Here is a 26,592-nt window from a genome sequence, read left to right as displayed (position 1 = left end):
AATAGTAGCAGATGGTTTAACCATCCATTAACTATAAAATAAATTTAAAGGAGAAATTTCAAAATGAAAAAATGGAAATTACTAACAATATTAATGGCGATGATGCTATTAGTTTTAGCTGCTTGCGGTTCAAAAGACGAAGCAAAAGAAGAAGATAAAGGTACGTCAACTGACAAACCAGCAGAAGAACAAAACGAGGCATCTGCAGCATACCCAATAACAATTCCAGGTAGCACAATCGAAGGTCGCGATGGTAAGACTACATTTGAAGAAGTAAAGCTTGATAAGATCCCAGAAAAGGTTGTTGTTTTTGATAATGGTTTCCTAGATACTTTAGATGCATTAGGGGTTAATCCTACTGCAGTAGTACAAGATTCATTACCATCTTACTTAAGCAAATATAAAGATAGCACTTATGTAAATGCTGGTACTTTATTTGAGCCTGATTATGAAAAATTATCTGAAATCAACCCAGATATTATTTTCATCTCTGGTCGTGCGTCAGCAGCTTATGCTGAGTTATCTAAAATTGCTCCAACAGTTTACATTGGAGTAGATAATAAAAACTTCCTAGAGTCATTCAAAGCTAATACAGAATTAGCTGGTAAAATTTTCGGTAAAGAAAAAGAAGCGGCAGATGCAATCGCTGCATATGAAGCTAAAGTTGAAGAAGTAAAAGGCAAAGCAACAGCATCAGAAGAGAAAGCTTTGATCGTATTAGGTAGTGAAGGCGCATTATCAGCGTATGGTTCAGGTTCACGTTTCGGTGTTATCCACGATGTATTTGGTGTGAAAGCTGCTGATAAGAATGTTAAAGTTGGAACACATGGTGATAATGTAAGTTTTGAATATGTACGTGATACAAATCCTGATATTCTATTTGTAGTTGACCGTGACGCAGTTGTAAACGAAAACGGCGAGTCTGGTACTAAAGGCGCGATTGAAAACGAAATCGTAAGTGCAACGAATGCTGTGAAGAACGGTAAAGTGTTCTACTTAGACCCAGAAGTTTGGTATCTTTCAGGTGGCGGTTTACAATCTGAAACACTAAAAGTTGAAGATGTATTAAAGGCGTTTAACTAATATGTTTGTACAAATTAAACGTATCGTTGTGACGGAAGGGAATTCGGATAAAGTGGTGGAACGTTTTGGCGCAAAGCCAAACAGTCCATCATTACTTGAACAACAACCTGGTTTCATTGATAAGCAGGTGCTGGTCAAGAAAGTTCGCCGTGGTGATGAGGAAGTGCTAGTGATGGTTCGTTGGGAATCAGAAGAAGCATGGAAAAATTGGGAGAAGAGCCCTGAGCATATTGCCGGTCATAAGGCAAGTGCAGGTAAGCCAAAGCCTGAGCATATCGTTGAAAGCGGACAAGAAGTTTATTATGTAAAAGGTTAATAGCCTAGAGGTGTCTCAAGCGATTGAGGCACCTTTTTGTTGTATATAAAAGCAGATAACGATGGAATCAGAGAAGGGACACCAATGCTATCTGCTTATTTATATTAATGGGTAATCGGTGTTTTTATGGAACTACAAAATGTAGCATCCATATTAAAGGAAATAGTGCTTTCATTAATGGACAATCCCGAGATATTTATATTTTCATCTAATTTATGAGTAATAGATGAGTCTGTCACTGCTGCTAGCCCTCTAGCATTAATAATCGTGTAATTCGCTGTCATGTAAGTGGTAGGTGATTCTATATTTAATCCAAAGGTTAATGGATTGACGGATGGCATACTAAATAAATTGTCATTCGGTACTTTTATAATGCCATATTGCTGAATATAGTAATCTCTTTTTTGCTGAAAAGAATCTTCAAATCCAGGAACATCACTAATTAAGTTTGAGAAGGTTGAAAGCTTTTTATAGACCGTTAAAGTTTCTTGATAAGCTTTTAATTCAGATTGAGTAATAATCCTTTCAATTCGTAGTTGCTCCTCTGTAGGCTTTTTAATTATAATCTCTTCAGCTGAGACAGAGATATTACATGAAAAAGTAGCCGTAAGTATGAAAACAGTTTCGTTAAATCCATTTTTCATTTTTAAAACACTCCCAGTACATAAAAATTCATGTTCATCAATCTATCAGGACAATGAGAAAATCAAATGTTATTACTATAAGCGTAACATCTGTCATAACGCCATTTCAATGGTGAGTTTACGCCAATTTTATGGCGGTACATCGTTCTCTACCGCCATTTTATCCTTATCAATTAGGTAAAAAATGGCGTGGTTTAAGTAATTAACGCCACTTTTTGGCGCTCTTCAACTTTATATAGTGATTTATGGAATTATATGTATATATTATTGGTGCTGCTAGTATTAATTCCCACTAATCTATATAATATCTATTAATATATCGGAGAGGAGAGAGGACTATTGAACGGGTTGGATGAGTGTATTAATAAATCATTGGACATTCTCATTGAAAGTGAAACATTTCTTAGTCATGAGCTAAAACATTTGTTTAAAAGCTTTAAAGAAGAAAAAATAGATGCAGGTTTTTCTTTTGGTAAATTATGCTGTTTGCATTTTGAGGCGTTTTCAAATAGTAGAAATAACGACATATACAAAATTGCTGCAGCAGTTGAACTCTTAATATTGTCATTTGATATTATCGATGATCTTCAAGATAAGGATTCAGATAATAGTTGGAGCAGGACACCAGAGCTTTCTTTAAATGTTGCTCTAGCTATGCTGATTATGGCTTCAAAAACAATTGATGAAACGTCTTTTGAGCATAAAAGAGCTGCTATAAAAATACTTGAAGAATGCGCATTAAAAAGTATAAGTGGTCAACAATTAGACTTATTAAATAATTGCCGCGATGAAGATTCTTATGTACAAATGATTACGCTTAAATCAGGTTCCTTAACAGCGATGAGTTGCTTAATTGGAGAGGTTCTTGCCAAAGGGGAAGTATCCCAAGAAGTAGAGGCTTATGGAAAGTACATAGGCATTATTCAGCAAATTAAAAACGATATCCAAAGTTTGAAAGCATGGGGACCGAAAAATGACCTACTAAACAAAAGATTCTCCCTGCCGATTATTTATCTTTTATCCCAGAAAAATGATGTTTCAAAATCTGTAGCTGACTATTATAATGATGATATAGTTACAATTTTGGATCATAAAGAAGCAGAAAATGAGTTGACAAATGGCGGGGCAATACGCTATGCACTTACTGTGAAAAATGTCTATAAATTGAAGGCAATAAGTTATCTTGAAAATGTAGAATTAAATGATTTAGCTAAAGACTACCTACAAAAATTAATAAAATGATGAGGAGCGATAGGATGATTAATGTAATTCAGTACTTAGAACAAAACCCAAGCCTAGTTGCATTATTAAAAGAACAGAGAGCCTCATTAATTGGAATTTCATCTATAGAACAAGTAGCAATTTTAGAAGCTTTTATTGATGAAATGCAAATGCCTATAGAAAGTGATATTTGGAACTAAATACGTTGCGTTCAAATTTTTTTTGGCCCGCTATAGTCCTTTATTTAGCGTTAGGTTTATATTTAAATTTTGTGAATTATAGCGCGCCATATATTCAAATTGGGGTAGAAGAAAAAGATGGTAAATGGCTAGTATCTCAACTATATTATAAAGATTGGGCTAAGGGGCAGAATATAACCATTGGTGATGCAGTTTTAAACGTAGATAATGGCCCGATTGCCGAGCTAAATCAATTGAAATATAAATCAAAAATATTATCTGCCAATGATCTTACAATTATGAAGCCAGATGGAAAAATAATAAATATACATATTAAACATTTAGATATTCCTCAGCAGTTCTTTTATGTATTAATTGTTCCGGCTTGCTATTATTTATTAACGTTATTTGTTGCTTTTTATTTATATTACAAACAAAGAAATACTAGGTTAACAGATTTACTAATTCTTTTTATATTAACTGTTTCGCTAGCTTATGTAAGTAGTGGAGTCTCCGGTAGGCTGGATGGGATAGGAATTATTGTAAATCGTACTACTATGTTATTATGTTTAGTGATTTTATTACATTTTTTAAGAAATTATTTTTCATTTATGAAAACAACATGGATGTTTACGAATAATATCCGGTTCTTTTATTTAATGCCTTTCATTGGTTTTGTATTGGCTTGTATTGGAACTGCTTTCCCTGCTTCAAATGATGGACTTTCAAATATTGTATTATTGTTATTTCTTATTCTGCTTATAATTATCTTAGGTATTTTATTAGTAAGCTATTTCAAATATAACTCACCTCAGTTGAAGATTTTATTGAGTAGTATAATGATTCCATTTTTACCATTTCTATTTTTGTATGTACTTCCAAAAATCCTTTTTCATACGTATATCCTTTCATCTGAGATTAGCTCCTTATTTTTATTACTGATACCTTTTAGCTTTATCTTTACACAATTAGCAGAACGACTATTTGACATCGAGTATCATATTACTAGATTGCGCTACTATATTATTTTTTCTTTAATATTTACCCTATGGTTCACAGTTGGATTGTACTTCATTGCGGGTCAATATTTAAAAATCAGTGTTATGTCAGGTGTGTCCTTCTTTACATTTTCTTCGTTAGTCATACTCTTTTATGTAAAAGAAAAAGTTGATTATCGTAAGCGGAAAATACTATTTTCAACAAAAGGTGATTATATTCATCAGCTGTACACGGCTGTAGATAAAATTGGGAAAACCGTTAAAATTGATGAGCTTTTAGAGAAATTCGCTTATGAGGTTTCTGTTCATCTGGAGCTAGAGGATGTTTTTGTCTTAACGTATAGCTATGGTACGAATGAATTCCTTACAAATAGTGGGGAAAGAATTTTGTTACAAGCTGACACAATGGATGATATTAGATTAGGAGAAATACGTAAGATTGATAAAATTTATTTAGCATTTCTCCATCAGGATGCACATTATAAAAGAGCTTTAGTGCTGGGACATAACAATACCATTCATTTAAAAGACGAGGAGCTACTATGGCTCGAATTGCTCCTATTGTATGTAAATAATTTTATTGAAAATACAAAGATGGTGGAAGAACTATTAGATGAATTAAAGCATATGAAACAAGCTGACGACGGTCAATTGCCGTGGCTTAATAAGCTATTATGGTTGAGATTTGAAGAAGAAAAATATCAGTTAGCTCAAGAGTTACACGACACTAATTTGCAGGAACAACTTCATATTGCCAGAGAGGTAGATGTCCTTGTTAACGCAAAGGATACATCAGACATGCAGGAGAAGCTTGCTCAAATTCATAAGCAAATGGTTGACTCTCTATATGAATTACGAGCATACTGTGAGAATTTAAAGCCTCCATTACTGGATACATTAGGTTTAAATGCGGCATTAGAAAAGTTAATTAGGAAGGTTCAAGAGAGAGCTAACTTTGTGTTAATCTATTCAATAGACCGTTTATATTTAGAAGATGAGCGTATGAATTTAATGATTTATCGATTATTCCAAGAGCTATTGAATAATGCCTTAAAACATTCCTATGCAACAGCTGTTGAAATCCATCTAAAGGAAATGAATGATGGTTTTGAAATTATTTATTATGACGATGGTGTAGGGTGTAATGTAGAGGATATTATCGTAGCAGAGTCAATGGGTATCCGAGGTATGCAGGAGCGAGTAAAAGCCTTTAATGGTTATTTTTATGTTGACTCACAACTAAACCAAGGGATGTCTATTAGAATAGCAGTTAAAGAAGGGAGTGAAACACATGATTACCATGCTCATAGTGGATGATCACCCTATAGTTTTAGAGGGAACTAAAAACTTATTTCAAGAAAATGAAGATATCATTATTGATACGGAAAGTGATGCCACTTGTGTCATTCAAAGAATAAAAAATAAGCCATATGCTATTTACTTGATTGATATTAACATGCCGTTGGAAAATGGCATTAATTTAGCCCGTAATATTAAAGCCATTCAGTCGGATGCTTCCGTTATCCTTTATACAGGAGACGATATAACAGATTATTATCCCCTAATTTTAGAGAGAAAAATAGAAGGTATTTTAGCAAAAACAGCCTCTAAGGAGCAGATCATACGAACAGTTAGGGCGATTGCAAATGGTGAATTTGTTTTACCGAAAAATTTCTTAGATTTTCTCGATGATAAATTTAAACTTCAAAATGCTAAAGATATTCATTTAAATGAAAAAGAAAAGAAAATTTTAAGACTTATTGCAGAAGGTCATACAAATAAAGCAATTGCGATTGAACTCAATATTCCTCAGCGAACTACTGAGAGATATTTAACACAGCTGTTTTCTTTGCTAAATGTAGATTCAAGAACAGAGGCTGTCAATCTTGCTGAAAGAATGAATTTACTCTAAGGAATTTCCATGTTATACTTTTGATGTATTTTCCTACAAAAGGTACTTTCTTACAAAAATTCTTCTCTTATAATACTGTGTAAAAAAATACCTTATTTATATGCTGAAGTTACTATAATCTTTTTAAAACACCGCCAAAAAAATGGCGGTGTTTTTTGAGAACCGCCAAATCACGCCATAATTTTGCATGAATCACGCCAAAAAATTGGCGTAAACCCGAAGTTGAAATATCGGTATAAGTACTGGTACGCTTAAATTACCGTGGTTAAGTAGATTTGCTATAGTGAGTAGTAATACAAATGATTTTCTTCAACAAAAAGTAACCCTAACTATGTATGTAAACGGTAGATTATAGAATGGTAACTAGCAGTCAATATACTTCACCATAAAACTTTATAAAGGTAGGCGTGTATTGTGAAAGAAAGTAGAACTCGAAAATTTGTTTTCTATAGATGAATCTAGTCAAGATCAAGTGATTAACGTTTATAATCGTCATGGTATTGCTATTGGTGCGCCTGAAATTAGAAAGAGAAATTTAAAAACAAAATTTAATCCTATTTTTACATTAAACGAAGATGTAACATACGAGAAAGTAGCTGCTTTATATGAGTCATTAGAACGTGAATTTGGTATTGTCTCAATTGGAGAACGATTCTACTTTGAATTTTCTGATTTGGAGTATGAACGAGCACCGTTGTTTACTTTAAATTCAACAGGAAATTCACCTGAAATGTTTCTAGAGGATAAAGGGACATTATTTACTTTGAGTACTCATTGTAAGAATTGCGGACTTATGGATAAAGAGCAATTATCTCCTATAGTTATTGACACTTCACACATGAATGGACGTCATTTAGTGCATGTAAGTGGATATTGGGTAGCTTCTGAGGAACTGGTAGCACTACTGAAAAGGGAAAAACTAGAAGGGTTTGAATTTTTAGAGGTAATCCATCAGGGACCTGAGCAAGGAAAACAGCCAGCTTATCAAATTATTCCTACACAAATCCTACCCGCATGTAGTCATGATAGAGTAAAATTATACTTTGCAACTGAACAACCTCCATGTAGCTGTGGTTTGAATGGAGTTATCAAAGGGCCAGATATGTATTATCAGGAAGATTTAGCAGCGTTGAAAGGCGACGTCTTTTACTCAGCTGAATGGAGTCATGATGGAAGATATCTTTATAAAAAAACCTTATTTAGTAAAAGGTTTAGAGAAGTTATTATCAAACATGGAATCTCCCGTGAAGTAAGAGGAGAAAAAGATCCAAACTTTGGTCCAACGGATTGGCTATTTGATCCAGTGCTCATCAAATAATAGCTGTAGAACAGGAGTGTGTGGATGATATTTAGAAAAATACTACCTATCGTGGCTATTTTATTCATTGTTGCATTGGTTGTCTCTAATTACTTTAACAAACCTAATGAACAGTCCACGATGATCACTCAAGAATGCAACGATGTATTTAATAAAATTAATGCTTCTCTCCCTCTAGTTCGGACATAATTATGTTATGATGTGAAGATCATAGCAATATGTTTTTGAGGTGAAAGTATGAAAAAATGGGCCTATCCTTTGGCAATCATTACACTAATTATATTTATTTTTTTAAGTTTAACTTTTCAAAGTGATTGGATGAATAAGTTTGATACAAAAATGGCACATGTCTTTTTTGGGAATCAATTTCTTGAAGTCTTTCATTATATAGGAGAACCTATATTTGTTGTTATTGTAGCAGTAATTTTGATTGTGTATTTAGCGTGGAAGACAAAAAATTATCGAGGTATGCTATTTATTGTTTTAACATTTGCGGCAGGGAATGTGTTAAATCAAGTATTAAAAAAATGGATTCAACGAGCACGACCTGAAATTGAAGATCAATTAACATCTTATAGCTTTCCATCTGGACATGCGATGACCGGTATTCTGTATTTATTTGCAACCGCATATATATTAGCTGAAAATAATAGTAAAGGTCGTAAAATCCTATTGTGGCTTGGAGCTACGATCCTGATGGTGCTTATAGGATTATCCCGTATAGCTGGCGCAAGACATTTTGCTACTGATGTACTCGCAGGCTGGAGTATGGGATATACTTGGTTCATTATTTGTGTCATCTGGTATGAACGTCGTAAAAGAATATTCCAATCGGATCATAAATAGATAGTGAGAGCAGTATCAAAATTCATATGAATTGATACTGCTTTTTTGTGCGCAAACGGATGAAGCAAGGTCAATGGACCAAATTTACCTTGTAAAAAAGAATTGCTCTTAGGAAACTTCTGCGTTAAGATGAGTACAATAAAAAAAAGGGAAAAGGAAGAAGGGTATGGACGGAAACGTTTTACTAGCATTTGGACTGACTCTATTTGCAGGGCTTGCAACTGGAGTAGGTAGTTTAATAGCTTTTTTTACATCAAGAACAAATACAAAATTTCTATCGCTAGCATTGGGTTTTTCAGCAGGCGTTATGATTTATGTCTCACTTGTTGAGATTTTCGTTAAGGCTAAAGATGCTTTAACGAATGCATTAGGTAATACGAATGGTTATTGGATGACAATTGCCGGATTTTTCGGTGGTATGTTATTCATTGCCTTAATCGATAAATTCATTCCAAAATCAACAAATCCTCATGAAGTAAAGCTAGTAGAAGATGTGAATGCAATAAAGCCACAGGTGAATGAAGATCATTTGATGAAGATGGGTATTTTTACAGCTATGGCTATTGGAATCCATAACTTTCCTGAGGGTATCGCTACGTTTATGTCAGCTATTAACGATCCCAATGTAGGAATTGCCATTGCCATAGCAGTAGCGATTCATAATATTCCTGAGGGGATAGCAGTGTCTGTTCCAATTTTCTTTGCAACGGGCAACCGTCGAAAGGCTTTTAAATTATCATTTTTATCAGGGTTAGCAGAGCCAGTTGGTGCATTAGTTGCCTTCTTGCTCCTTATGCCATTTTTAACAGACGTTATGTTTGGCATCATTTTTGCTGGAGTTGCAGGTATAATGGTCTTTATTTCATTGGACGAATTATTACCGGCAGCGCAGAGGTATGATGAAACCCATTTATCAATGTATGGCTTGGTAGGGGGAATGGCTGTTATGGCCATCAGCCTAGTATTATTAGTATAAGTCAATATGAAAAGGGAGCCATTTATAAAATGGTTCCCTTTTTTTAGGCATGCATTAAGTTGTTGGTACAGCATGGTTGGTTTCCATAAGTTCTTGCACAATTTTTAGACAGTCATGGAATGTGATAAATGGTTTATATGAAACATGAAGCTCTTCACAGCGCTGAATGAGATGGTCTCTAGCCAGAACAATATCAGCTTGTTTAGCAGCTTCAAAATCTGAAAGAGAATCACCGATAACAATTTTAAAATGCTCTTCTTTTGCGACTTTCCGCATAACGCTAGGCTTACAGCAGCCGCATCCTTGAGTACTATATTTTGCACATTCCTCATCACAGCTATTTGAATAAATTAGTTTAATTTGTTCACCAGAAAAATCCGCTTTATTGCAGTAGATACCTGAGAAAGGGCCGTATTTTTCTACTAAAGGCTCAATAAAAAAATCGACTCCTCCACTTACAATATAAAACGGAATGTCATGATTTTGGGCATATCGAACAAAATCTTCGAATCCTTCACGTATGACGGCTGTATCCATAAGATATTGAATGACTTCATCTTTTTGTTCAGTAGAAAGTAAATGAAACATAGCAGAGAGTCCATCTTTAAATGAAATTGTTTGCTCCATCATAGCTTTCGCAATCTTCTCAGATTCTTGCGGAACAAATTCTGTCATCAGGGAAAAAATATTATCAGTTTCTGTTATCGTGCCATCGAAATCACAGAATATAATTGGCTTCAAGATAGTTCCTCCTTAGAAAAGCGCGTATCTCAATAATAGGTGTTTCAGGTCATACCCTATACTTCTATAATATTAGTTTTATCCTCCCTTGCTTTCAAGAAAAAACGCCTACTATTAAAGTAGACGTTTCATATATTCACGTACTTGTATACCTTGCTCATCAGCTTTTGTTACAATCACTTGATGTTCAGGAAATTGTTTTTTCATAGTTTGAACAAAATCACCAGCAATAGTAGAAGGAATAATAGAAATCAATGTAGGACCAGCCCCGCTTAAAGCAGTCCCGTAAGCACCATTCCTCTTAGCGGCTGTACGAATTTCACTATACTCGGGAATTAACTTTGCACGAAACGGTTCATGAAATAAATCTTCTTCCATATAACGACCCGCACGCTGGAAATCACGTGCCATTAGTGAAGCAGCTAGCATATTAGCATTTGCTGAAGCATGAACAGCATAAGCTCTGTCAAATTGCTCTGGTAATACAGATCGAGATTCGCTCGTTTTTAATTCAATATTCGGTATATATACCACAAAGGAAGCATCAATTTTATTGATATGGAAAGTATCAACATTCCCTTTTTCATCCATAGATGAAATGGTTAACCCCCCTAAGACTGACGCGGTTGCGTTATCTGGGTGTCCTTCAATTTGAGATGATAAGTTGAGTTTATCTTGTACCGATAAGCCAAGCCCACATACTTGATTGGCTAGTTCAATACCTGCAACTATCACAGCCGCACTGCTTCCAAGCCCACGTGCTAATGGTAGCTCACTAGCCATTTCCACACGACATGCAGGTAATTGTTGCCCATATTGCTCAGCAACTTTTTTTGCAATGACGTATAGTAAATGTTCTTCAAGCTCAAACTCTTTAGGACCGTTATCATCAAGATGGATGATAGCCCATGTATCCTGTAAAGTAACTGTTAATTGTAAGTATAGAGACAAGCCGAGTCCTATGGAATCAAAGCCAGGCCCTAGATTGGCTGTGCTTCCTGGAACTGAGATTTGCCACGTTTTATTCATAGTATTCCCTCGATATATTCTCGAATTTCATTTTCATCATTTTTAAGGGATACTACTTCTACTGTGGATACATCCATGGCTGTATCAGGATCTTTTAGTCCATTACCTGTGAAGATTGTCACTACTTTTGAACCCATTGGAATTTTTCCGCTTTCCACCGATTTAATAACACCTGCTAATGATGCAGCAGACCCTGGTTCAACGAAAATACCTTCTGTATTTGCGATTAACTTATAAGCTGCAATAATTTCTTGATCCGTTACGGAGTCAATTATACCTCCAGATTCATCTCGAGCTGCTTCTGCCAATTTCCAGCTAGCTGGATTACCAATTCGAATAGCAGTGGCAACTGTCTCTGGATTGGCAATAGGCTCTCCTTTGACGATTGCTGCTGCACCTTCAGCTTCAAAGCCATACATCTTGGGTAGACCAGAATCTTTAGCAGCATGATATTCTTTAAAGCCCTTCCAGTAAGCAGTAATATTCCCTGCATTTCCAACTGGGATGCATAGATAATCAGGAGCTGAGCCTAAGGCATCTACAATCTCAAATGATGCAGTTTTTTGACCTTCAATGCGGTATGGATTGACGGAGTTGACAAGAGCGACAGGAGTTGTTTCACTTACTTGGCGAACAATACTTAAAGCATCATCAAAGTTACCGTCAATCTCAATGATTTTTGCACCATACATAGTTGCTTGTGCAAGCTTACCAAGGGCAACTTTTCCTTTAGGAATTACAACGATGGATTGAATACCAGCTCTTGTAGCATAAGCAGCTGCAGCAGCAGATGTATTTCCTGTTGAGGCACAAATAACACATTTACTACCATCTTCAATAGCTTTGGCCACTGCAAATACCATACCACGGTCTTTAAAAGAGCCGGTTGGGTTTGCACCCTCAATTTTACCGTAAAGCTCAATGCCTAATTTCTTGGATAAATTCACTAAATGTATAAGAGGCGTATTGCCTTCGTTTAAAGTTAATGCAGGTGTATTTTCTGTTACAGGTAAAAATTGTTTATATTCTTCAATAAGGCCTTTCCACATAAAGATATGATCTCCTTTTGTTCTCATAGAAAGAACAGTTGTTTTTGTATAAAAGACATTTTAACGCAAATCACACTATTATTTCAATAGCATTTCATAAATTGTCGAAACAATTCGGTAATTTGAATTTTGCTTGTCACTTTCTTGAAACAACTGTATAGTAATCTTGTAATGTAAAGTCAAGTGTAAAGACAGGTGGTTGAAATGACGACAAATACTGTAGGAACAAATAAATCGAAGCAAACAATTTCTAGAAATAGACTGTTGGGTATTGCGGGTATTGGGTGGCTTTTTGATGCAATGGATGTTGGGATATTATCGTTTGTCATTGCAGCATTGGCAGCAGATTGGGGACTGACACCAAGTCAATCTGGTTGGATTGGTAGTATTAATTCAATTGGAATGGCTGTAGGAGCCCTTGTATTTGGTGTTTTTGCCGACAAGGTAGGGCGAAAGCAAATTTTTATGTGGACACTTGTCCTATTTTCCATTGCGAGCGGTTTGTCTGCTTTTACGACTACATTAACAGCATTTTTAATGCTACGATTTTTAGTAGGAATGGGCCTGGGCGGAGAATTACCTGTTGCATCCACATTAGTGTCTGAAAGTGTGGCAGCAAAAGAAAGAGGGCGCGTAGTTGTTTTATTGGAAAGCTTTTGGGCAGCGGGATGGCTAATTGCCGCATTAATATCCTATTTTGTTATTCCAACGTGGGGATGGCGAGTAGCGTTAGTCTTAACAGCACTCCCTGCATTTTATGCTATTTATCTTCGATGGCATCTCCCAGATTCACCGCAGTTTATGGTGAAAAAAGAGGCCAAAGCGCGTAGTATCCTTCAAAATATAAAAGAAGTTTGGTCAAAAAAATATGCACGTTCCACATTGATGCTTTGGGTGCTGTGGTTTACAGTTGTATTTTCGTATTACGGTATGTTCCTATGGCTTCCAAGTGTCATGGTTGGTAAGGGCTTTGATATGATTACAAGTTTTAAGTACGTTCTCATTATGACATTAGCTCAATTACCTGGTTATTTTACTGCCGCATGGTTTATTGAAAAATTTGGGCGGAAATTTGTGCTTGTTTCCTATCTAATTGGTACAGCAGTGAGTGCTTTCATTTTTGGGAATGCTGATACACTTGTCGTACTAGTATTATCTGGCATGTTTTTATCTTTCTTTAACTTAGGTGCATGGGGGGCGTTATATGCTTATACACCTGAGCAATACCCTTCTATTATTCGTGGTACTGGTGCAGGAATGGCAGCTGCTGCAGGGCGAATTGGTGGGATTTTTGGGCCCTTACTAGTAGGTTCTTTATTAACAGCTGGCTATGATATAGGCTTCATTTTTGCCATTTTCTGTGGAGCAATAATTATAGGTGTTGTGGGCGTCATATTTCTTGGGAAGGAAACCAAGCAGCTAGAATTAGAATAATAAATAAAATAATGTCCTGGATAAGAGTAATCGATCCAGGACATTTTTGTCTTTATTCGCTAGTGTAATACATAATAATTAGGAATTATTAATTTTTATTCAAAGCAATTAATAATTTTGATAAAATGAGAAGTCATCATTGAAAAGGAAAAAAGTATAAAAAATCGACATATTAGCAGGTTAATGCGCTGAAGATTTTTCAGAAAAGTCATTGTATTCAAATTGCAATCGTGATACTGTATTTTTAATCGAATTTTGAGTAAGTAGGAAACAATCTCCCATTCGTGATAAGGTCATTGAAAGAAAGGTTGTTAGGAATGAGCATTCGTGAGGATATAAAGAAAAGGTTTGTAAGACTCTCAAAGGGGCAGCGTAAAGTAGCACAATTTGTAATGGATAATCCCAATACAGTGATTGCTAATGGAGCAGCAGAAGTAGGCAGACTGGCTAATGTAAGTGAATCAACGGTTATTCGCTTTTGCTATGCCATGGATTTATCGGGATATGTGGAGCTGCAAGAAGAAATAAGAGGCTATATTATGTCCCAAGATGTAGGAACAAATCTACAATCTACCTATACGGGTAATAAGCTAGTTAATTCTAGCTTTGGGAAGGTAATGCAGCGGGATAGCCGAAACATTCAGGAAACAATTCAATTAATTAATGATCAGCAAATTCAAACAAGTTCAAAATGGATGCATGAAGCAGAAAATATCTATATTCTAGGGACTCGTGAGGCTGTATCTATAGCAAATTGGTTATCCAACACATTAAAAACACTACGTTCTAATATTAAGCAGCTTCGAATAGATTCGGATGAAATTATGAATCAAATTAATAACATGGGAGAGCGTACAACATTAATAGTTTTATCGTTTGATCAACAGTTAAAGGATATTCAAACGATTGTTGAAATTGCAAAGATGAAGAAAGTAAAAATTATTGCGATTACCGGAACTGCATTTTCACCGGTTCGTGAATATGCTAATATTTTGTTTGCACTTGGAACCAACAAGCATTCCTCGTTAGATATAGTGCCCGTTTTGTTTTCTTTCTTACACGCTTTATTAGAGGAAATGATTAACCAAGACAAGGGGCAGTATGAAAAATATCAAAAATCCAATGAGCAAGTAGATAGTAATATATTATTCCTGAATGCTGCTAGAGAGAAAAAGGTATTTTAATGTTATGCATAGAAAAGTATTATTTTACTTTTCTATGCGTTTTTTTATAGGGAACATATATAAAAAGATGTCCAAATACGCTTTAGACATCTAGGTAAAGTGAATTATAAAATTTTACTCAAGTTGTACTCGTTAATGTAAGTATCATTTAATTTAATAGCATTTTGTCGAATGCCCTCTTGTTTAAATCCTAATTTTGTAAAGAGATGTAAAGCAACATTGTTATGTTCCATGACTGATAATTCTAAACGAGATATGTCACGTTGTTTTGACCAACCTTCCACAGCCTTCATTAGGGCGGAGCCGATGCCTTTTTGTTGGTACTCTTCCTTCACAGCTAAGCGAACAGAGGCAACATGTCTAGCTTTCGTTTGTTTATACCCATGTATAACTGCATAGCCTGCAAAAATACCATTTAATACGCAAAGTAATATAGTACGATTTTTAAGCTGCTTCCAATAGGTTAAATTTTTACGAAGTTGTTGGACAGTTAGATCTAATTCATTTTGAACATTGTACATGAAGTCGGTTTGTTGAAAAATTTCCTCCTGTAAAAGAATAAATGATCTAGCATCAGATGCTTCAATCCCTCGAATTATGTATGCAGAAGGGTCCTCTTCCCTTTTTGAAAGATTGTTTTCAGTTGTCTTTGTTTGCGTGCATGAGAAAGTTACACTAGTACCTAGTCTAATATCAATGACATGATAACCTGCATTTGTCCATGACAAATAGTGCGATAGAGGGGGCTTTGTTTTTTTCCACCAGCTCTTATTTAAGTAGGCGGCATTCGGTAAGGCTTGTCCCATAATGTTTTCTAATTCACTAAAGGATAAAGTGATTTCTTGTTGTAAAGCTACTTCAAAATAATTAGCTAAAGGAATATACTTTTTTTCCATCTTCTTTGTCATTGTAATCCCCATTTCCTAAAATCCAAAAATATAGACTATCTGATAATAGCATAAAATTATGCTTACATAAATATGAAAATACGACTAAATATCTATATAAAATAAATAATATTAGAAAAAGATGCACTTTTACTATAGAATGTTAAAAAAAGGATGGTAAAAAAAGAAAATAGAAATGAAGAGGGTAGGTGTACAAAATATATGTATATGACAGCTTGAAGGTCTTATATACTTAATTCATATTTGTAAAGTTGGTTATTGGTAGTGGAAAATTATTATTGTATATTAAATGAATGAGCTTAGTTTACTTAATGTTTCAATTTATCATTTGTTAGTCCATAAGATATGATAAAATAAAAGATAAATGTAAGGTCATTTTAGGAGGAATAAATTCAATGAGTAAAGTATTAGTTTTTGGACATAAAAACCCAGATACAGACACGATCACATCTGCAATCGTATATGCTTATTTAAAACAACAAATTGGAGAAGAAGCAGAGGCAGTACGTCTAGGAGATGTTAATAATGAAACTCAATTTGCTTTAGATAAATTTGGCTTTGAAGCGCCACGTTTAATCTCTTCTGTTGTTGATGAAGCGGACAAAGTTATTCTAGTAGACCACAATGAATTCCAACAATCGGCTGACGGTATTGAGGAAGTGCAAATTGCAGAGGTAATTGATCACCACCGCATCGCCAACTTCCAAACAGCTGATCCACTATATTATCGTGCAGAACCAGTAGGCTGTACGGCTACTATTCTTAAGAAAATTTTTAACGAAAACGGTTTAGACATACCTGCGAACATTGCTGGTTTAATGTTATCTGCAATTGTTTCAGATACATTATTATTCAAATCACCGACTTGCACAGAGCAAGATGTAAAAGCGGGCGAAGAGCTAGCTAAAATTGCTAATGTGGACGTTGCAGAATATGGTTTAGCTATGCTAAAAGCAGGTGCAGACCTATCTGATAAATCTTTAGAGGATTTATTATCATTAGATGCTAAGGAATTCCAATTTGGTGAGTACAAATCTGTTGTTGCACAGGTTAATGCTGTGGATATTAATGATGTACTTAATCGTCAAGAGGAATTAGAGATTTTATTAAATAAAAATGTTGCTGAAAATGGTTTAGATTTATTCTTCTTCGTTGTGACAGATATTTTAAACAACGATTCTACAGCTGTAGCAATTGGACAAGTAGCACAAGCTGCAGCAAAAGGATTCAGTGCTGAGCTTATCAACAACCGTGTTGTGTTACCAGGTGTTGTTTCTCGTAAAAAACAAATTGTGCCAGTATTAACAGAAGCTCTAAAATAATTTAAAAGAGGCTGTCTATGAGGACAGCCTCTTTTTTAATCTAGTTTCAAAGGTTGTACGGCAGGTCCTTCTAGTACTTCTCCTTGAGCGTTGAAGCGGGAGCCATGGCAAGGACAATCCCAAGTTTCATCAGCCTCATTCCATTTCGTCTTACAGCCTAAGTGCGTGCATGTTGGGGCACTGGCATGTCTCATATACCCAGTAATAAACTCTTTTGCGACAAAGCCGCCAACTTTAAGCATTTGCATAAATTGTGCACCGAATTTTGTACGTGAGGGTGAATAGAGTGCAATGGCACCATCTTCACTTCTCGATCCAGTGATTAGGCTGGATAAAATGTCACCAGCAACAAAGGAATTAGAAATGCCCCACTTTCTATAGCCAGTAGCAATGAATACGTTCGGCAATGAGTTTGTAATTCTTCCTACATAAGGAACGATGTCAGGAGTCTCGATATCCTGAGCTGACCATCGATAAATGGGCTCTTGCTCAAAATGTTCTTTCATTTCATTTGAAATGGCATCATAGTACGGTTCTGTATTGACTGTTTCCCCAGCGATATGATTCGCTCCACCAAGTACTAAAAAATGCTCGTTCTTAATTGTAGCTGTGCGAATGGAACGGGATGGGAAATCAACGGATAAATATTGACCCTGCATAGTTTCAGCAATTTTACTAGCCACCATATAAGAACGACTATTTGATAGTTTGAACAGCTTTAGTCCCTTAAAAGCCTCAATGGGATAATGTGAGCACAAAATAAGCTTCTTATATTGAACCGACATATTCTTTTCGGTATGTAAGTTATTTTGAGCTATGTTTAATTGTTGAACCCGTGTATTTGTATAAAGCTTTGCACCCATCGCCTGTGCTTCTTTGGCAAGAAAATTACTTACCTCTACAGGGTTTATTTGAGCTTGCTGGGACATGCATAAGGCCTTTTTAATGGGGAAGGGAAGCTCCGTTTCTGTGGTGATTTTTGATTGGATATTTAAAACTTTATAAGCATTCCATTCTTTTAATAATTGCGCATACCCATCCTTTGTTTGAGCATACAATAGTGAATCTACTTGCTTAACACTGCCTTTTGGAAGTAATTGTGTTACCTTTTCAATGGCTTGTTGATTGAGTTGGTAGTAAAGCTGTGCTTCATCAACAGATAGTTTTTCTAAAAGGTTTGCATAAACGATATTATGCTGGGCAGTTAATTTACCTGTGGAGTGGCCCGTGGTACCATGACCAAAATGGGTGTTCGCCTCAAGTAAAAGGACATCAACACCTGCTTTTGCCAAGACATAGGCTGTATAAAGACCGGTTAAGCCTCCTCCGACTATACATACATCACAAGTTGTCGATGAAGTAAGTGAAGATAGTGAGACAGATTCGGACGTAGCGAGCCAAAGAGATTGAATCATAGATAAACCTCACAATGTTTTTATGTTCAGTATGTAGATGTACTGGTGAATTTATGCAATGAAGCATAAAAATTGCCTTGTTATTTAGTCTATCGCTACAATGTAGCAAAAGGAGAGTGTAAGTAATGAAAATTGAAATTTGGTCTGACTATGTATGTCCGTTTTGTTATATTGGTAAAAAACAATTAGAGCAAGCTATTGAAGATACTGGCCTTGGTGGGCAAGTGGAGCTGGTTTATAAAAGTTATCAACTTGATCCAAATACCCCAGTAGATTCGAATATTACGGTGTATGAATCATTAGCAAAAAAATATGGCATGTCTTTAGAAAAGGCCAAAGAAATGACATTGGGCGTTACTGCGCGTGCGAAAGAAGTAGGATTAAACTATGATTTTAGCAATCTAATGGAGGAGAATACGTTAAAGGCACATCGACTTGTTAAATGGGCAGAGCAGCAGGGAGATGTTACGGCATTAGTGGAAGCACTATTGCATAGTCATTTTATTGAAGGAAAACGTATTGGACAAGAGGAAGTATTATTAGATATAGCAGAACAAGTAGGGTTACAACGCGAGCAAGTGGCTAAAATTCTTGCTGTGGATGAATTTAAAAATGAGGTAGAAGCGGATATTCAAGAAGGGTTGCAGCTTGGAGTTCGTGGGGTTCCATTCTTTGTCTTAAACCGCAAATATGGTATTTCTGGAGCACAGCCACAAGAAGTATTCGAAGATACATTACGTAAAGTGGCTGAGGAAGAGGGCTTACAACCTGGTCTGAAAATGGCTGGTACAGGTAACGCTGGTGTTTGTACAGATGATAACTGTAAATTATAGCGCTAAAATTACTATTATGACTGAGAGGCTTGACATATCAAGCCTCTCTTATTCGTTTAGTGAAAAATCTTATCTAATTATTTCAGTCAAAAGTCTGAGGAAAGTATCGTTGACTTTTTAAAAGAATTTTTTTAAGATAAGTATATATCTTGAATTCGAGATAATAGACTATGTGATTTAAGGGAGATTTTATATAATGAACGTTTTAGTAGTAAAAGCAAACAACCGTCCAGACGGTATTTCAACAAAAATGTACGATACATTTATGGAAAACGTACAAGGTGTAAACGTTACAACTTTTGACGTATTTGCAGAAGATATGCCATACTTTGGGCAAGATCTTTTCAATGCGTTTGGTAAAGTACAAAATGGTGGAGAGTTAACAGACATCGAATCACGTCTTTTAGCTGCTAAACAAAAAGCGATGGATGCATTAACAGCAGCTGATTTAGTCGTATTTGCGTTCCCACTTTGGAATTTAACTATTCCAGCACCTTTACAAACATTTATTGACTATGTATACCAAGCAGGTTTCACATTCAAATACGGTGAAGATGGCCAAATGGTTAGCCTAATGACTGATAAAAAAGCGATTATCTTAAATGCTCGTGGTGGCTACTACTCACTACCAGAAACACAGCCTATGGAAATGTCCGTAAACTACATTAAAAATGTAGCAGGCGGTGTATTCGGTATGGAAATTATCGAAGAAGTAATTATTGAAGGTCACAATGCATCACCTGATAAAGCACAAGAAATTATTGCAAATGGCCTAGAAGAAGTGAAAAAAGTAGCTCAATCACTTCAAGCGGTAAACGCGTAAAAAATATTTTTTAATAAAAGACCTTTCAAATTTGAGAGGTCTTTTTTTATTTTGTGAACAGAGGTATGGTGTGGCACTGAGGTCGGATATATTGGTATTAACTATATATTCGGAATTTACATTTCCTAACATTCTATTGGATGTGCGAAAATAAAAATGATAGAAAAATGCGATTTTATAGGAAAGTAATAATCCATTCTTTTAAAAATACATATAATTAGGACTAATTATTCAGTAAAAAATACAGTTAGTTTAATATAATAGTATTTGTAGGAAAATACTAGATGAATAAGGAGGTTGTTGTATGAACAAGAAATTAATAACTAAATTCTTAGCCATGCTACTAGTTTTATTCGCGTTGATACCATTTGGATGGACTGCTAATGCTGCTTCCAATGAAGTTACACGCGCTGATTATGTAAAAGAATTAGTAGAAAGCTTAGATGTCGAGATAGGTGATGGTTCTTCCCTTACTTTTACTGATGTCTCTAAGGATTTAGCGCCATATGTAGAAAAAGCTGTACAGTTAAAACTTATAAAAGGAAAAACGGCAACTACATTTGGTCCAAACGATAAATTAACACGTCAACAAGCATTTGTTATATCTGCTCGTGGACTTGTTAGTGAAAATGCTTCCCTTACGGTCTTAGATCAATTTAAGGATGCTGATCAAATTGCTGAAGCTTATAAACAAGATTTAGCTAATGCTGTTGTAGCAAATATTCTTCAAGCGTTCGAGGATAATACGATTCGTCCTCGTGACTATGTAACACATGAGCAAATGGGAAGTATTGTGGAGCGCTTTGTAGCTGAATACAAGGCACCATCTCATGGAGTCTCAGTAGATCTTCAAATTTTAGGAACTACAGATATTCATACAAATTTAGCTAATTATAATTACTATTTAGATGCTCCGTCATCTGAGGTAGGTTTAGCTAATACAGCTACATTAATTGAACAAGCTCGTGCGAAAAATCCTAACACACTATTATTCGATAATGGGGATTTAATTCAAGGTACGCCACTTGGCTCTTATAAAGCGTTAGAAAGTGTATTAAAGCCAGGGGAAGTACACCCAGCTATTGCAGCGCTTAACGCTTTAAAATACGATGGCGGAACTTTAGGGAATCATGAATTCAACTATGGTCTAGACTTCTTAGATGAAGTATTAAATGATGCAAAATATCCAGTCGTAAATGCTAATACTTACGATGCCAAAACAAAAAAGCGTATGTTTACACCTTATGTCATTCTTGATAAAGAAGTAGTGGACAATGCAGGTAAGAAACATACACTGAAAGTTGGTGTGACTGGAATTGTACCAACGAAAATTGTTGAATGGGATGCCATTCATTTAGCTGGTAAAGTTAACATGCAAGAGCCTGTTGAAGCCGTAAAAGAAGTAGTACCTGAAATGCAGAAGGCTGGAGCAGACGTAATAGTTGTTCTTTCCCATTCAGGTATTGGTGAGGATACTTATGTGAAAGGCGCTGAAAATGTTGGTTATCAACTAGCTGGAATTGATGGAATTGATGCTTTGATTACAGGGCACTCTCACTTAACATTCCCAGGTGACTACAAAGATTTGAAAGATGTAGATCAAGAGAAGGGAACTATTCATGGTGTTCCAACTGTTATGGCAGGTAGCTATGGTAGCCATCTTGGTGTCATTGACCTAAAAATTGAACAACAAGGATCAGAGTGGGTTGTAGTTGATGGTAGTGGGTCATTACAATCAATCAAGCAAGAAGGTTTACAACCTTCCACTACGGTGTTAAAGGCTGTGAAACAAGCACATGAAGGCACTTTAACATATATTCGTCAGCCTGTTGGTGAAACAACTGCGCCAATCCATAGTTATTTCTCAATGGTGCAAGATGATTCTTCTATTCAAATCGTAACACAAGCACAAAAATGGTTTATTGAACAAGAATTAAAGGGAACGAAGGATGAGAAAACGCCGCTTCTTTCTGCTGGGGCTCCTTTTAAAGCGGGTTCACGAAATAATCCATTAGATTATACAAACATTCCAGTTGGTCCACTTGCCATTAAAAATATGGCGGATATTTATCATTACGATAATACTGTAGCAACCATTAAAGTGACAGGTGCACAAGCAGTAGAGTGGTTAGAGATGGCTGCAGGTATTTTTGCAACAATTGATCCGAATAAGTCAGAAGAGCAAAATATCATTGATCCAGAAGCACGCTCTTATAATTTTGATGTGTTAGATGGCTTAACCTATCAAATTGATGTAACATCTCCATCTAAATATGACCGTCGTGGTAATCTTGTTGATGAAAAGGCAAACCGTATTAAAAATGTACAGTATAATGGTAAACCAATTGATTTAAATCAAGAATTTATTATCATTACAAATAATTACCGTGTTGGTGGTTCGTATGGAGCGACATTTAAAAATACGGACGGCTCCAATATAACAAACTATGCTTATGAAAATCGTCAAGCTGTAGTTGATTATATTATGGCAAATAAAACAATTAACCCTGCTGCGGATAATAACTGGTCATTTGTACCATTCCCAGCTAAGACAAAAGTTGTTTATCTATCTGCAAAAGATGCACAAAAATTTATCTCAGCAAATAGTGGCATTGAATATTTAGAGGATACAGAGGCAGGATTTGCTAAATATTTAATTAAATAAAACAAAAAGAGAGAGTGCGATTTAATCGCTACTCTCCCTTTTTTGTCTTTCAAATGTATGAAAGCGAGTGCCCTGATATGTTAAAAGGCCAGTGTCACCCTCAACTAGCTGTCCAAAATCGCGACCATTCACTTTTAATTCCTGACGCTCCCCATTTCGTTCTTCAAACGTGATGAAATAAGAAGTATATGCCGCAGAATGATTGGAACCTCCCCGAATATTCGTACGTTTTGTCACAACCTTAACGGGTATAGTAAAGGTTTGTGATTGATTATTGGTAGACCAGGTGACAGTAGCTTTAATAAGGCTGAAAGCGATGCTACCAAAAACGATAAAAAAGACGATTGTAATAAAGCTCGATTCAAATGTAATCCCGTTATGAAACCATAGCATTTATAGTTCCCTCTTTCCTTAAGGTAAATCTATAACTAAAGGGGGCTTAACTCGACATCTACCACTATGTCAATCTCATCACTGATTAATATGCCGCCTGTTTCTAAAATCGTATTATAGACTAAATTAAAATCACGGCGATCAATTTGTGCCTTTGCCTGAAAGCCATATACTTCTTGTGCCCAAGGATTAACACCGTTTCCTGTATATACTGTTGTAAATACGATAGGCCTTGTTATATTTTTAATCGTTAAATCCCCATGTATTAAAAAATTATTATCATTTTGTTTATCAATATATGTAGAGGTAAAGACTATTTTTGGATAAACGTCTGCATCAAAAAAGTCTGGAGACACAAGGTGTATATCACGGTCATGATTTTTTGTGGAGACACTAGCCACTGCAATGGTAATAGAAATACTTGCATCCTGCATTTTCTCAATATTGACTGCAGCAATTTCAGCGTTGTACGATTCGAATGTACCGTGAATTTTAGATATCATCATATGTCGTACAGAAAAGCTAAGTGTGGAATGACTGACATCAATAGTGTATTTTTTCATATAAAAACCCCCTAAAACAGCATTCTACAACGAATAATAAAGTAAACAAATACCATATTCAATGTATTTTTCATAAATAGGAAAGGATAACCTTCCATAAAAGTGTAAACTGTGAACATTTACAATACGTAAATAAATAGTTAGTCACATTACTGATATCTATGGCATTTTATGATTAGGAGGACAGATGTTTTAACGATGGTAAGTTCCGCCGTGATTATGAAAAGACGAAAATTCAAAAGTTACTTTTTGTAATTAAGTATATAAAAGTGTATAAATTATGTTATGTAAATAAGTTACTCTAAATTTACATTTCCTTTAATAATCGTTACAATAGGTACATAGAGGTGAAGAAATATGAATGAGACAACTTTATGTCCTCGTTTAGCTAAAGCAATGGATTTAATTGGAAAACGATGGACGGGTTTAATATTATATCAATTATTAGATGGATCGCAGCGTTTTAATGAAATAGAGTCAGCATTACCTGTTAGTGGGCGTTTATTATCAGAACGCTTAAAGGAACTGGAAAAAGAAGGGCTTGTTGAACGTAAAGTGTATTCTGAGGTTCCAGTACGAGTTGAATATTCATTAACAGATAAAGGGCAAGCATTAGAAGGGGCTATCCGCAATATTGAAACATGGGCAAGTAGCTGGCTCTAAAATAAGTCCTTTGTCCTTTAGGTAATATTGTGCCAAAAACGACACTTGGAATGACTGTCAATTTTCTTTATAATATTCATCATCTCTGCACAAGACCTACCTGTCTTTTTATGTGAGATAAAAATACCCTTCATTTTACTTGTCAAATTGGGGTTCTAAATCCATACTGGTGTAGAGTAAGAAGGACGTTAGAAAGGAATTAGCTCTCATGACAAAACAACAATGGGCAAAGGATTTAGCGAAGAGCATTAGTCCTGCCAATATTAAGTTAGATGAATCTTTACAACAATATACAATGACAAAATTAGGTGGCAAAGCAGATGTTTTTGTTCTTCCTGATACAGAAGAAGAAGCAGCATTTGTAATTCGCTATGCATATATAAATAATATTCCTTTATTAATGTTAGGTAACGGATCTAATATGGTTGTTCGTGATGGTGGTCATAGAGGAATCGTTGTTACATTTTCAAATTTAGATGAAATTCGGATTAATGGTGAACATGTTTATGCCCAAAGTGGTGCGCTGATTAAAGATGTGTCAAAACTATCCGCAAAAGCAACCTTAACAGGCTTTGAATTTGCCTGCGGTATCCCTGGATCAATAGGCGGTGCAATGGCTATGAACGCAGGAGCTTATGGCGGTGAGATTAAAGATATTATTGTTTCATCTAAGGTGTTAACAAAAGAGGGAGAAGTTTTAACCTTGTCAAAGGAAGAGCTTGAACTTGGCTATCGTAAAAGCATTATTGCGAAGAAAGGCTATTATGTGTTATCCTCAGAGTTCCAATTAGCTACTGGCAAACAAGATGAAATTGATGCGAAGATTGCCGACTTAACATTTCAGCGAGAATCAAAGCAACCATTAGAATATCCATCTGCTGGAAGTGTTTTTAAACGTCCACCAGGTCATTTTGCAGGTAAGCTTATTCAAGATAGTGGCTTACAAGGCAAAGGGGTAGGCGGTGCAGAAGTCTCTACAAAGCATGCAGGTTTTATTGTCAATAAAGGCAATGCTACTGCTTCTGATTATATAGCAACTATTCAAATGGTACAGCGTATTGTGAAGGAAAAATTTGGTGTCGAATTAGAAACAGAAGTTAAAATTGTTGGTGATGATCTATAATGGGACGCTCTTCGCTTGAGTCGAAGGGCGTTTTTTTTAAGGAGTGAGGATAAGATGAAATTTATTTCATGGAATGTCAATGGGATTAGGGCTTGTCTGGGGAAAGGCTTTCTAGATTTCTTTCATCAAATAGAGGCAGATTTTTTTTGTATCCAAGAAACTAAATGTCAGGCTGGACAAGTGGAGCTTGCGCTAGATGGATATGAGCAATATTGGAACTATGCTCAAAAGAAAGGCTACTCTGGTACGGCTATATTTACAAAGCATACACCGTTGTCCGTTAAGTATGGAGTTGGAGATGAAGATTCTCAGGATGAGGGTAGGATTATTACTTTAGAATATGAAGATTTTTATTTAGTAAATGTTTATACACCCAATGCACAGCGTGATTTAGCGAGATTACCACTTCGCCTAACTTGGGAAGAGCATTTAGCGAGCTATTTACAAGACCTGAATAGCAAGAAGCCAGTTGTCTATTGCGGAGACCTAAATGTTGCACACACTGAAATAGATTTGAAAAATGCTAAATCGAATATAGGTAATTCAGGATTTACATATGAGGAGCGTGCAAAATTTTCGGAGCTTTTAGCAAGCGGTTTTGTAGATTCTTTCAGATACAAGCATCCAAATGAAACTGACCATTTTACATGGTGGTCCTATATGAATAAAGTACGTGAACGAAATATCGGTTGGCGCATCGACTACTTTATTGTTTCGGAGCAATTAAAAAACCAAATAAACCAAGCAACTATTCACCCGCACATCATGGGCAGCGATCATTGTCCCATTGAATTACAACTACATGTCTAGCATTTAAAATCGTATTTTCTATATGGAAATACGGTTTTTCTTTGTAAGAATAATAGAATTATAGTAGTTCATTCAAAAAAAGAGACTAATGAAAGGAAGCTAATATACAGATAGATATGTTTTTTAACAATGCTCTGTAGCCTA

At 35.6% G+C, this 26,592-nt stretch carries 26 protein-coding genes; 18 read left to right on the top strand and 8 right to left on the bottom strand.

Annotated features, from left to right (window positions below):
- The first annotated feature begins 63 nt into the window (after positions 1–63).
- Complete coding sequence (locus AC3CH7_RS19585) at positions 64–1,083, top strand: siderophore ABC transporter substrate-binding protein (protein ID WP_488381840.1); 1,020 nt, start codon at positions 64–66, stop codon at positions 1,081–1,083.
- A gap of 1 nt (position 1,084) precedes the next feature.
- The gene (locus AC3CH7_RS19580; RefSeq protein ID WP_012295839.1) at positions 1,085–1,399 is read left to right on the top strand and encodes an antibiotic biosynthesis monooxygenase family protein; all 315 of its coding nucleotides are present in this window, start codon (positions 1,085–1,087) and stop codon (positions 1,397–1,399) included.
- Between the two features lie 104 nt (positions 1,400–1,503).
- Here AC3CH7_RS19580 and AC3CH7_RS19575 read toward each other — a convergent pair whose 3' ends face one another.
- Complete coding sequence (locus AC3CH7_RS19575; RefSeq protein WP_012295838.1) at positions 1,504–2,043, bottom strand: hypothetical protein; 540 nt, start codon at positions 2,041–2,043, stop codon at positions 1,504–1,506.
- 339 nt (positions 2,044–2,382) lie between these two features.
- Here AC3CH7_RS19575 and AC3CH7_RS19570 point away from each other — a divergent pair, with 339 nt between their 5' ends.
- The 7 genes from AC3CH7_RS19570 to zupT all read left to right on the top strand — a co-directional run bounded on the left by AC3CH7_RS19570 (position 2,383) and on the right by zupT (position 9,493).
- Positions 2,383–3,285, top strand: coding sequence for a polyprenyl synthetase family protein (locus tag AC3CH7_RS19570; RefSeq protein WP_099805356.1), 903 nt, complete (start codon positions 2,383–2,385; stop codon positions 3,283–3,285).
- A 14-nt stretch (positions 3,286–3,299) separates the two neighbouring features.
- Positions 3,300–3,464: a competence pheromone ComX gene (gene comX / locus AC3CH7_RS19565; RefSeq protein ID WP_012295836.1), complete on the top strand. Its 165-nt coding sequence runs from the start codon at positions 3,300–3,302 to the stop codon at positions 3,462–3,464.
- 5 nt (positions 3,465–3,469) lie between these two features.
- Positions 3,470–5,758 (top strand): sensor histidine kinase, encoded by a 2,289-nt coding sequence (locus AC3CH7_RS19560; RefSeq protein WP_031416533.1) that lies wholly within the window; start codon positions 3,470–3,472, stop codon positions 5,756–5,758.
- Positions 5,733–6,353: a response regulator transcription factor gene (locus AC3CH7_RS19555; RefSeq protein ID WP_031416532.1), complete on the top strand. Its 621-nt coding sequence runs from the start codon at positions 5,733–5,735 to the stop codon at positions 6,351–6,353. The genes AC3CH7_RS19560 and AC3CH7_RS19555 overlap by 26 nt, the downstream gene beginning before the upstream one ends.
- Positions 6,354–6,792: 439 nt before the next feature.
- Entirely contained in the window at positions 6,793–7,671 is an 879-nt protein-coding gene (locus AC3CH7_RS19550) for a hypothetical protein (protein WP_206701010.1), read from the top strand.
- Between the two features lie 237 nt (positions 7,672–7,908).
- Entirely contained in the window at positions 7,909–8,517 is a 609-nt protein-coding gene (locus AC3CH7_RS19545; RefSeq protein ID WP_012295832.1) for a phosphatase PAP2 family protein, read from the top strand.
- A gap of 166 nt (positions 8,518–8,683) precedes the next feature.
- The gene (gene zupT / locus AC3CH7_RS19540) at positions 8,684–9,493 is read left to right on the top strand and encodes a zinc transporter ZupT (RefSeq protein ID WP_031416526.1); all 810 of its coding nucleotides are present in this window, start codon (positions 8,684–8,686) and stop codon (positions 9,491–9,493) included.
- Between the two features lie 54 nt (positions 9,494–9,547).
- On the opposite strand, the gene AC3CH7_RS19535 is transcribed toward zupT, so the two are convergent.
- The 3 genes from AC3CH7_RS19535 to thrC all read right to left on the bottom strand — a co-directional run bounded on the left by AC3CH7_RS19535 (position 9,548) and on the right by thrC (position 12,312).
- Positions 9,548–10,234 (bottom strand): MtnX-like HAD-IB family phosphatase, encoded by a 687-nt coding sequence (locus AC3CH7_RS19535; protein ID WP_031416525.1) that lies wholly within the window; start codon positions 10,232–10,234, stop codon positions 9,548–9,550.
- Positions 10,235–10,348: 114 nt separating this feature from the next.
- The gene (gene thrB, locus AC3CH7_RS19530) at positions 10,349–11,263 is read right to left on the bottom strand and encodes a homoserine kinase (RefSeq protein WP_031416522.1); all 915 of its coding nucleotides are present in this window, start codon (positions 11,261–11,263) and stop codon (positions 10,349–10,351) included.
- The gene (gene thrC / locus AC3CH7_RS19525) at positions 11,260–12,312 is read right to left on the bottom strand and encodes a threonine synthase (RefSeq protein WP_031416520.1); all 1,053 of its coding nucleotides are present in this window, start codon (positions 12,310–12,312) and stop codon (positions 11,260–11,262) included. Before thrC ends, thrB begins: the two co-directional genes overlap by 4 nt.
- A 204-nt stretch (positions 12,313–12,516) precedes the next feature.
- Between thrC and AC3CH7_RS19520 the strand changes: the two genes are divergently transcribed.
- Both AC3CH7_RS19520 and AC3CH7_RS19515 read left to right on the top strand, forming a co-directional pair.
- Complete coding sequence (locus AC3CH7_RS19520; RefSeq protein ID WP_031416519.1) at positions 12,517–13,746, top strand: MFS transporter; 1,230 nt, start codon at positions 12,517–12,519, stop codon at positions 13,744–13,746.
- 317 nt (positions 13,747–14,063) lie between these two features.
- Complete coding sequence (locus tag AC3CH7_RS19515) at positions 14,064–14,930, top strand: MurR/RpiR family transcriptional regulator (protein WP_031416518.1); 867 nt, start codon at positions 14,064–14,066, stop codon at positions 14,928–14,930.
- Positions 14,931–15,034: 104 nt separating this feature from the next.
- Here the strand turns inward: AC3CH7_RS19515 and AC3CH7_RS19510 are convergent, their stop codons facing one another.
- Positions 15,035–15,838, bottom strand: coding sequence for a GNAT family N-acetyltransferase (locus tag AC3CH7_RS19510; protein WP_031416517.1), 804 nt, complete (start codon positions 15,836–15,838; stop codon positions 15,035–15,037).
- Positions 15,839–16,233: 395 nt separating this feature from the next.
- On the opposite strand from AC3CH7_RS19510, the gene AC3CH7_RS19505 reads away from it, so the two are divergent.
- Complete coding sequence (locus tag AC3CH7_RS19505; protein ID WP_036164801.1) at positions 16,234–17,160, top strand: manganese-dependent inorganic pyrophosphatase; 927 nt, start codon at positions 16,234–16,236, stop codon at positions 17,158–17,160.
- Between the two features lie 35 nt (positions 17,161–17,195).
- On the opposite strand, the gene AC3CH7_RS19500 is transcribed toward AC3CH7_RS19505, so the two are convergent.
- Entirely contained in the window at positions 17,196–18,575 is a 1,380-nt protein-coding gene (locus AC3CH7_RS19500; protein ID WP_488381839.1) for an FAD-dependent oxidoreductase, read from the bottom strand.
- Between the two features lie 125 nt (positions 18,576–18,700).
- On the opposite strand from AC3CH7_RS19500, the gene AC3CH7_RS19495 reads away from it, so the two are divergent.
- From AC3CH7_RS19495 to AC3CH7_RS19485, 3 genes are all read left to right on the top strand, one after another.
- The gene (locus AC3CH7_RS19495; protein ID WP_031416513.1) at positions 18,701–19,408 is read left to right on the top strand and encodes a DsbA family oxidoreductase; all 708 of its coding nucleotides are present in this window, start codon (positions 18,701–18,703) and stop codon (positions 19,406–19,408) included.
- Between the two features lie 196 nt (positions 19,409–19,604).
- Entirely contained in the window at positions 19,605–20,231 is a 627-nt protein-coding gene (locus AC3CH7_RS19490; RefSeq protein ID WP_012295821.1) for an FMN-dependent NADH-azoreductase, read from the top strand.
- 304 nt (positions 20,232–20,535) lie between these two features.
- A complete protein-coding gene (locus AC3CH7_RS19485; RefSeq protein ID WP_036162363.1) occupies positions 20,536–22,896 on the top strand; it encodes a bifunctional 2',3'-cyclic-nucleotide 2'-phosphodiesterase/3'-nucleotidase in 2,361 nt (786 codons plus the stop codon).
- A 21-nt stretch (positions 22,897–22,917) separates the two neighbouring features.
- On the opposite strand, the gene AC3CH7_RS19480 is transcribed toward AC3CH7_RS19485, so the two are convergent.
- Both AC3CH7_RS19480 and AC3CH7_RS19475 read right to left on the bottom strand, forming a co-directional pair.
- Complete coding sequence (locus AC3CH7_RS19480) at positions 22,918–23,289, bottom strand: DUF2500 domain-containing protein (protein ID WP_012295819.1); 372 nt, start codon at positions 23,287–23,289, stop codon at positions 22,918–22,920.
- Between the two features lie 35 nt (positions 23,290–23,324).
- On the bottom strand, positions 23,325–23,852 hold the full coding sequence (locus tag AC3CH7_RS19475) for a YceI family protein (protein ID WP_036162362.1): 528 nt from the start codon (positions 23,850–23,852) through the stop codon (positions 23,325–23,327).
- A 357-nt stretch (positions 23,853–24,209) separates the two neighbouring features.
- Between AC3CH7_RS19475 and AC3CH7_RS19470 the strand changes: the two genes are divergently transcribed.
- The 3 genes from AC3CH7_RS19470 to AC3CH7_RS19460 all read left to right on the top strand — a co-directional run bounded on the left by AC3CH7_RS19470 (position 24,210) and on the right by AC3CH7_RS19460 (position 26,448).
- Entirely contained in the window at positions 24,210–24,515 is a 306-nt protein-coding gene (locus AC3CH7_RS19470; protein ID WP_012295817.1) for a winged helix-turn-helix transcriptional regulator, read from the top strand.
- A 208-nt stretch (positions 24,516–24,723) separates the two neighbouring features.
- A complete protein-coding gene (gene murB / locus AC3CH7_RS19465) occupies positions 24,724–25,638 on the top strand; it encodes a UDP-N-acetylmuramate dehydrogenase (protein WP_012295816.1) in 915 nt (304 codons plus the stop codon).
- Between the two features lie 54 nt (positions 25,639–25,692).
- The gene (locus AC3CH7_RS19460) at positions 25,693–26,448 is read left to right on the top strand and encodes an exodeoxyribonuclease III (RefSeq protein WP_012295815.1); all 756 of its coding nucleotides are present in this window, start codon (positions 25,693–25,695) and stop codon (positions 26,446–26,448) included.
- The last annotated feature ends 144 nt before the right edge of the window (positions 26,449–26,592 follow it).

This window comes from Lysinibacillus sp. F12 (assembly GCF_057773605.1).
The sequence above is the reverse complement of the archived record's forward strand: the minus strand, read 5'-3'. Positions and strand labels throughout refer to the sequence as shown.

Excerpts from the sequence above, each read along its gene's own strand:
- AC3CH7_RS19490 (WP_012295821.1), top strand. The coding sequence starts at position 19,605 with ATGAACGTTTTAGTAGTAAAAGCAAACAACCGTCCAGACGGTATTTCA.
- thrC (WP_031416520.1), bottom strand. The coding sequence starts at position 12,312 with ATGTGGAAAGGCCTTATTGAAGAATATAAACAATTTTTACCTGTAACA.
- murB (WP_012295816.1), top strand. The coding sequence starts at position 24,724 with ATGACAAAACAACAATGGGCAAAGGATTTAGCGAAGAGCATTAGTCCT.
- AC3CH7_RS19480 (WP_012295819.1), bottom strand. The coding sequence starts at position 23,289 with ATGCTATGGTTTCATAACGGGATTACATTTGAATCGAGCTTTATTACA.
- AC3CH7_RS19580 (WP_012295839.1), top strand. The coding sequence starts at position 1,085 with ATGTTTGTACAAATTAAACGTATCGTTGTGACGGAAGGGAATTCGGAT.
- AC3CH7_RS19460 (WP_012295815.1), top strand. The coding sequence starts at position 25,693 with ATGAAATTTATTTCATGGAATGTCAATGGGATTAGGGCTTGTCTGGGG.
- AC3CH7_RS19515 (WP_031416518.1), top strand. The coding sequence starts at position 14,064 with ATGAGCATTCGTGAGGATATAAAGAAAAGGTTTGTAAGACTCTCAAAG.
- AC3CH7_RS19510 (WP_031416517.1), bottom strand. The coding sequence starts at position 15,838 with ATGACAAAGAAGATGGAAAAAAAGTATATTCCTTTAGCTAATTATTTT.
- AC3CH7_RS19520 (WP_031416519.1), top strand. The coding sequence starts at position 12,517 with ATGACGACAAATACTGTAGGAACAAATAAATCGAAGCAAACAATTTCT.
- AC3CH7_RS19575 (WP_012295838.1), bottom strand. The coding sequence starts at position 2,043 with ATGAAAAATGGATTTAACGAAACTGTTTTCATACTTACGGCTACTTTT.
- AC3CH7_RS19485 (WP_036162363.1), top strand. The coding sequence starts at position 20,536 with ATGAACAAGAAATTAATAACTAAATTCTTAGCCATGCTACTAGTTTTA.
- AC3CH7_RS19545 (WP_012295832.1), top strand. The coding sequence starts at position 7,909 with ATGAAAAAATGGGCCTATCCTTTGGCAATCATTACACTAATTATATTT.
- AC3CH7_RS19505 (WP_036164801.1), top strand. The coding sequence starts at position 16,234 with ATGAGTAAAGTATTAGTTTTTGGACATAAAAACCCAGATACAGACACG.
- thrB (WP_031416522.1), bottom strand. The coding sequence starts at position 11,263 with ATGAATAAAACGTGGCAAATCTCAGTTCCAGGAAGCACAGCCAATCTA.
- AC3CH7_RS19495 (WP_031416513.1), top strand. The coding sequence starts at position 18,701 with ATGAAAATTGAAATTTGGTCTGACTATGTATGTCCGTTTTGTTATATT.
- comX (WP_012295836.1), top strand. The coding sequence starts at position 3,300 with ATGATTAATGTAATTCAGTACTTAGAACAAAACCCAAGCCTAGTTGCA.
- zupT (WP_031416526.1), top strand. The coding sequence starts at position 8,684 with ATGGACGGAAACGTTTTACTAGCATTTGGACTGACTCTATTTGCAGGG.
- AC3CH7_RS19500 (WP_488381839.1), bottom strand. The coding sequence starts at position 18,575 with ATGATTCAATCTCTTTGGCTCGCTACGTCCGAATCTGTCTCACTATCT.
- AC3CH7_RS19555 (WP_031416532.1), top strand. The coding sequence starts at position 5,733 with ATGATTACCATGCTCATAGTGGATGATCACCCTATAGTTTTAGAGGGA.
- AC3CH7_RS19585 (WP_488381840.1), top strand. The coding sequence starts at position 64 with ATGAAAAAATGGAAATTACTAACAATATTAATGGCGATGATGCTATTA.
- AC3CH7_RS19470 (WP_012295817.1), top strand. The coding sequence starts at position 24,210 with ATGAATGAGACAACTTTATGTCCTCGTTTAGCTAAAGCAATGGATTTA.
- AC3CH7_RS19475 (WP_036162362.1), bottom strand. The coding sequence starts at position 23,852 with ATGAAAAAATACACTATTGATGTCAGTCATTCCACACTTAGCTTTTCT.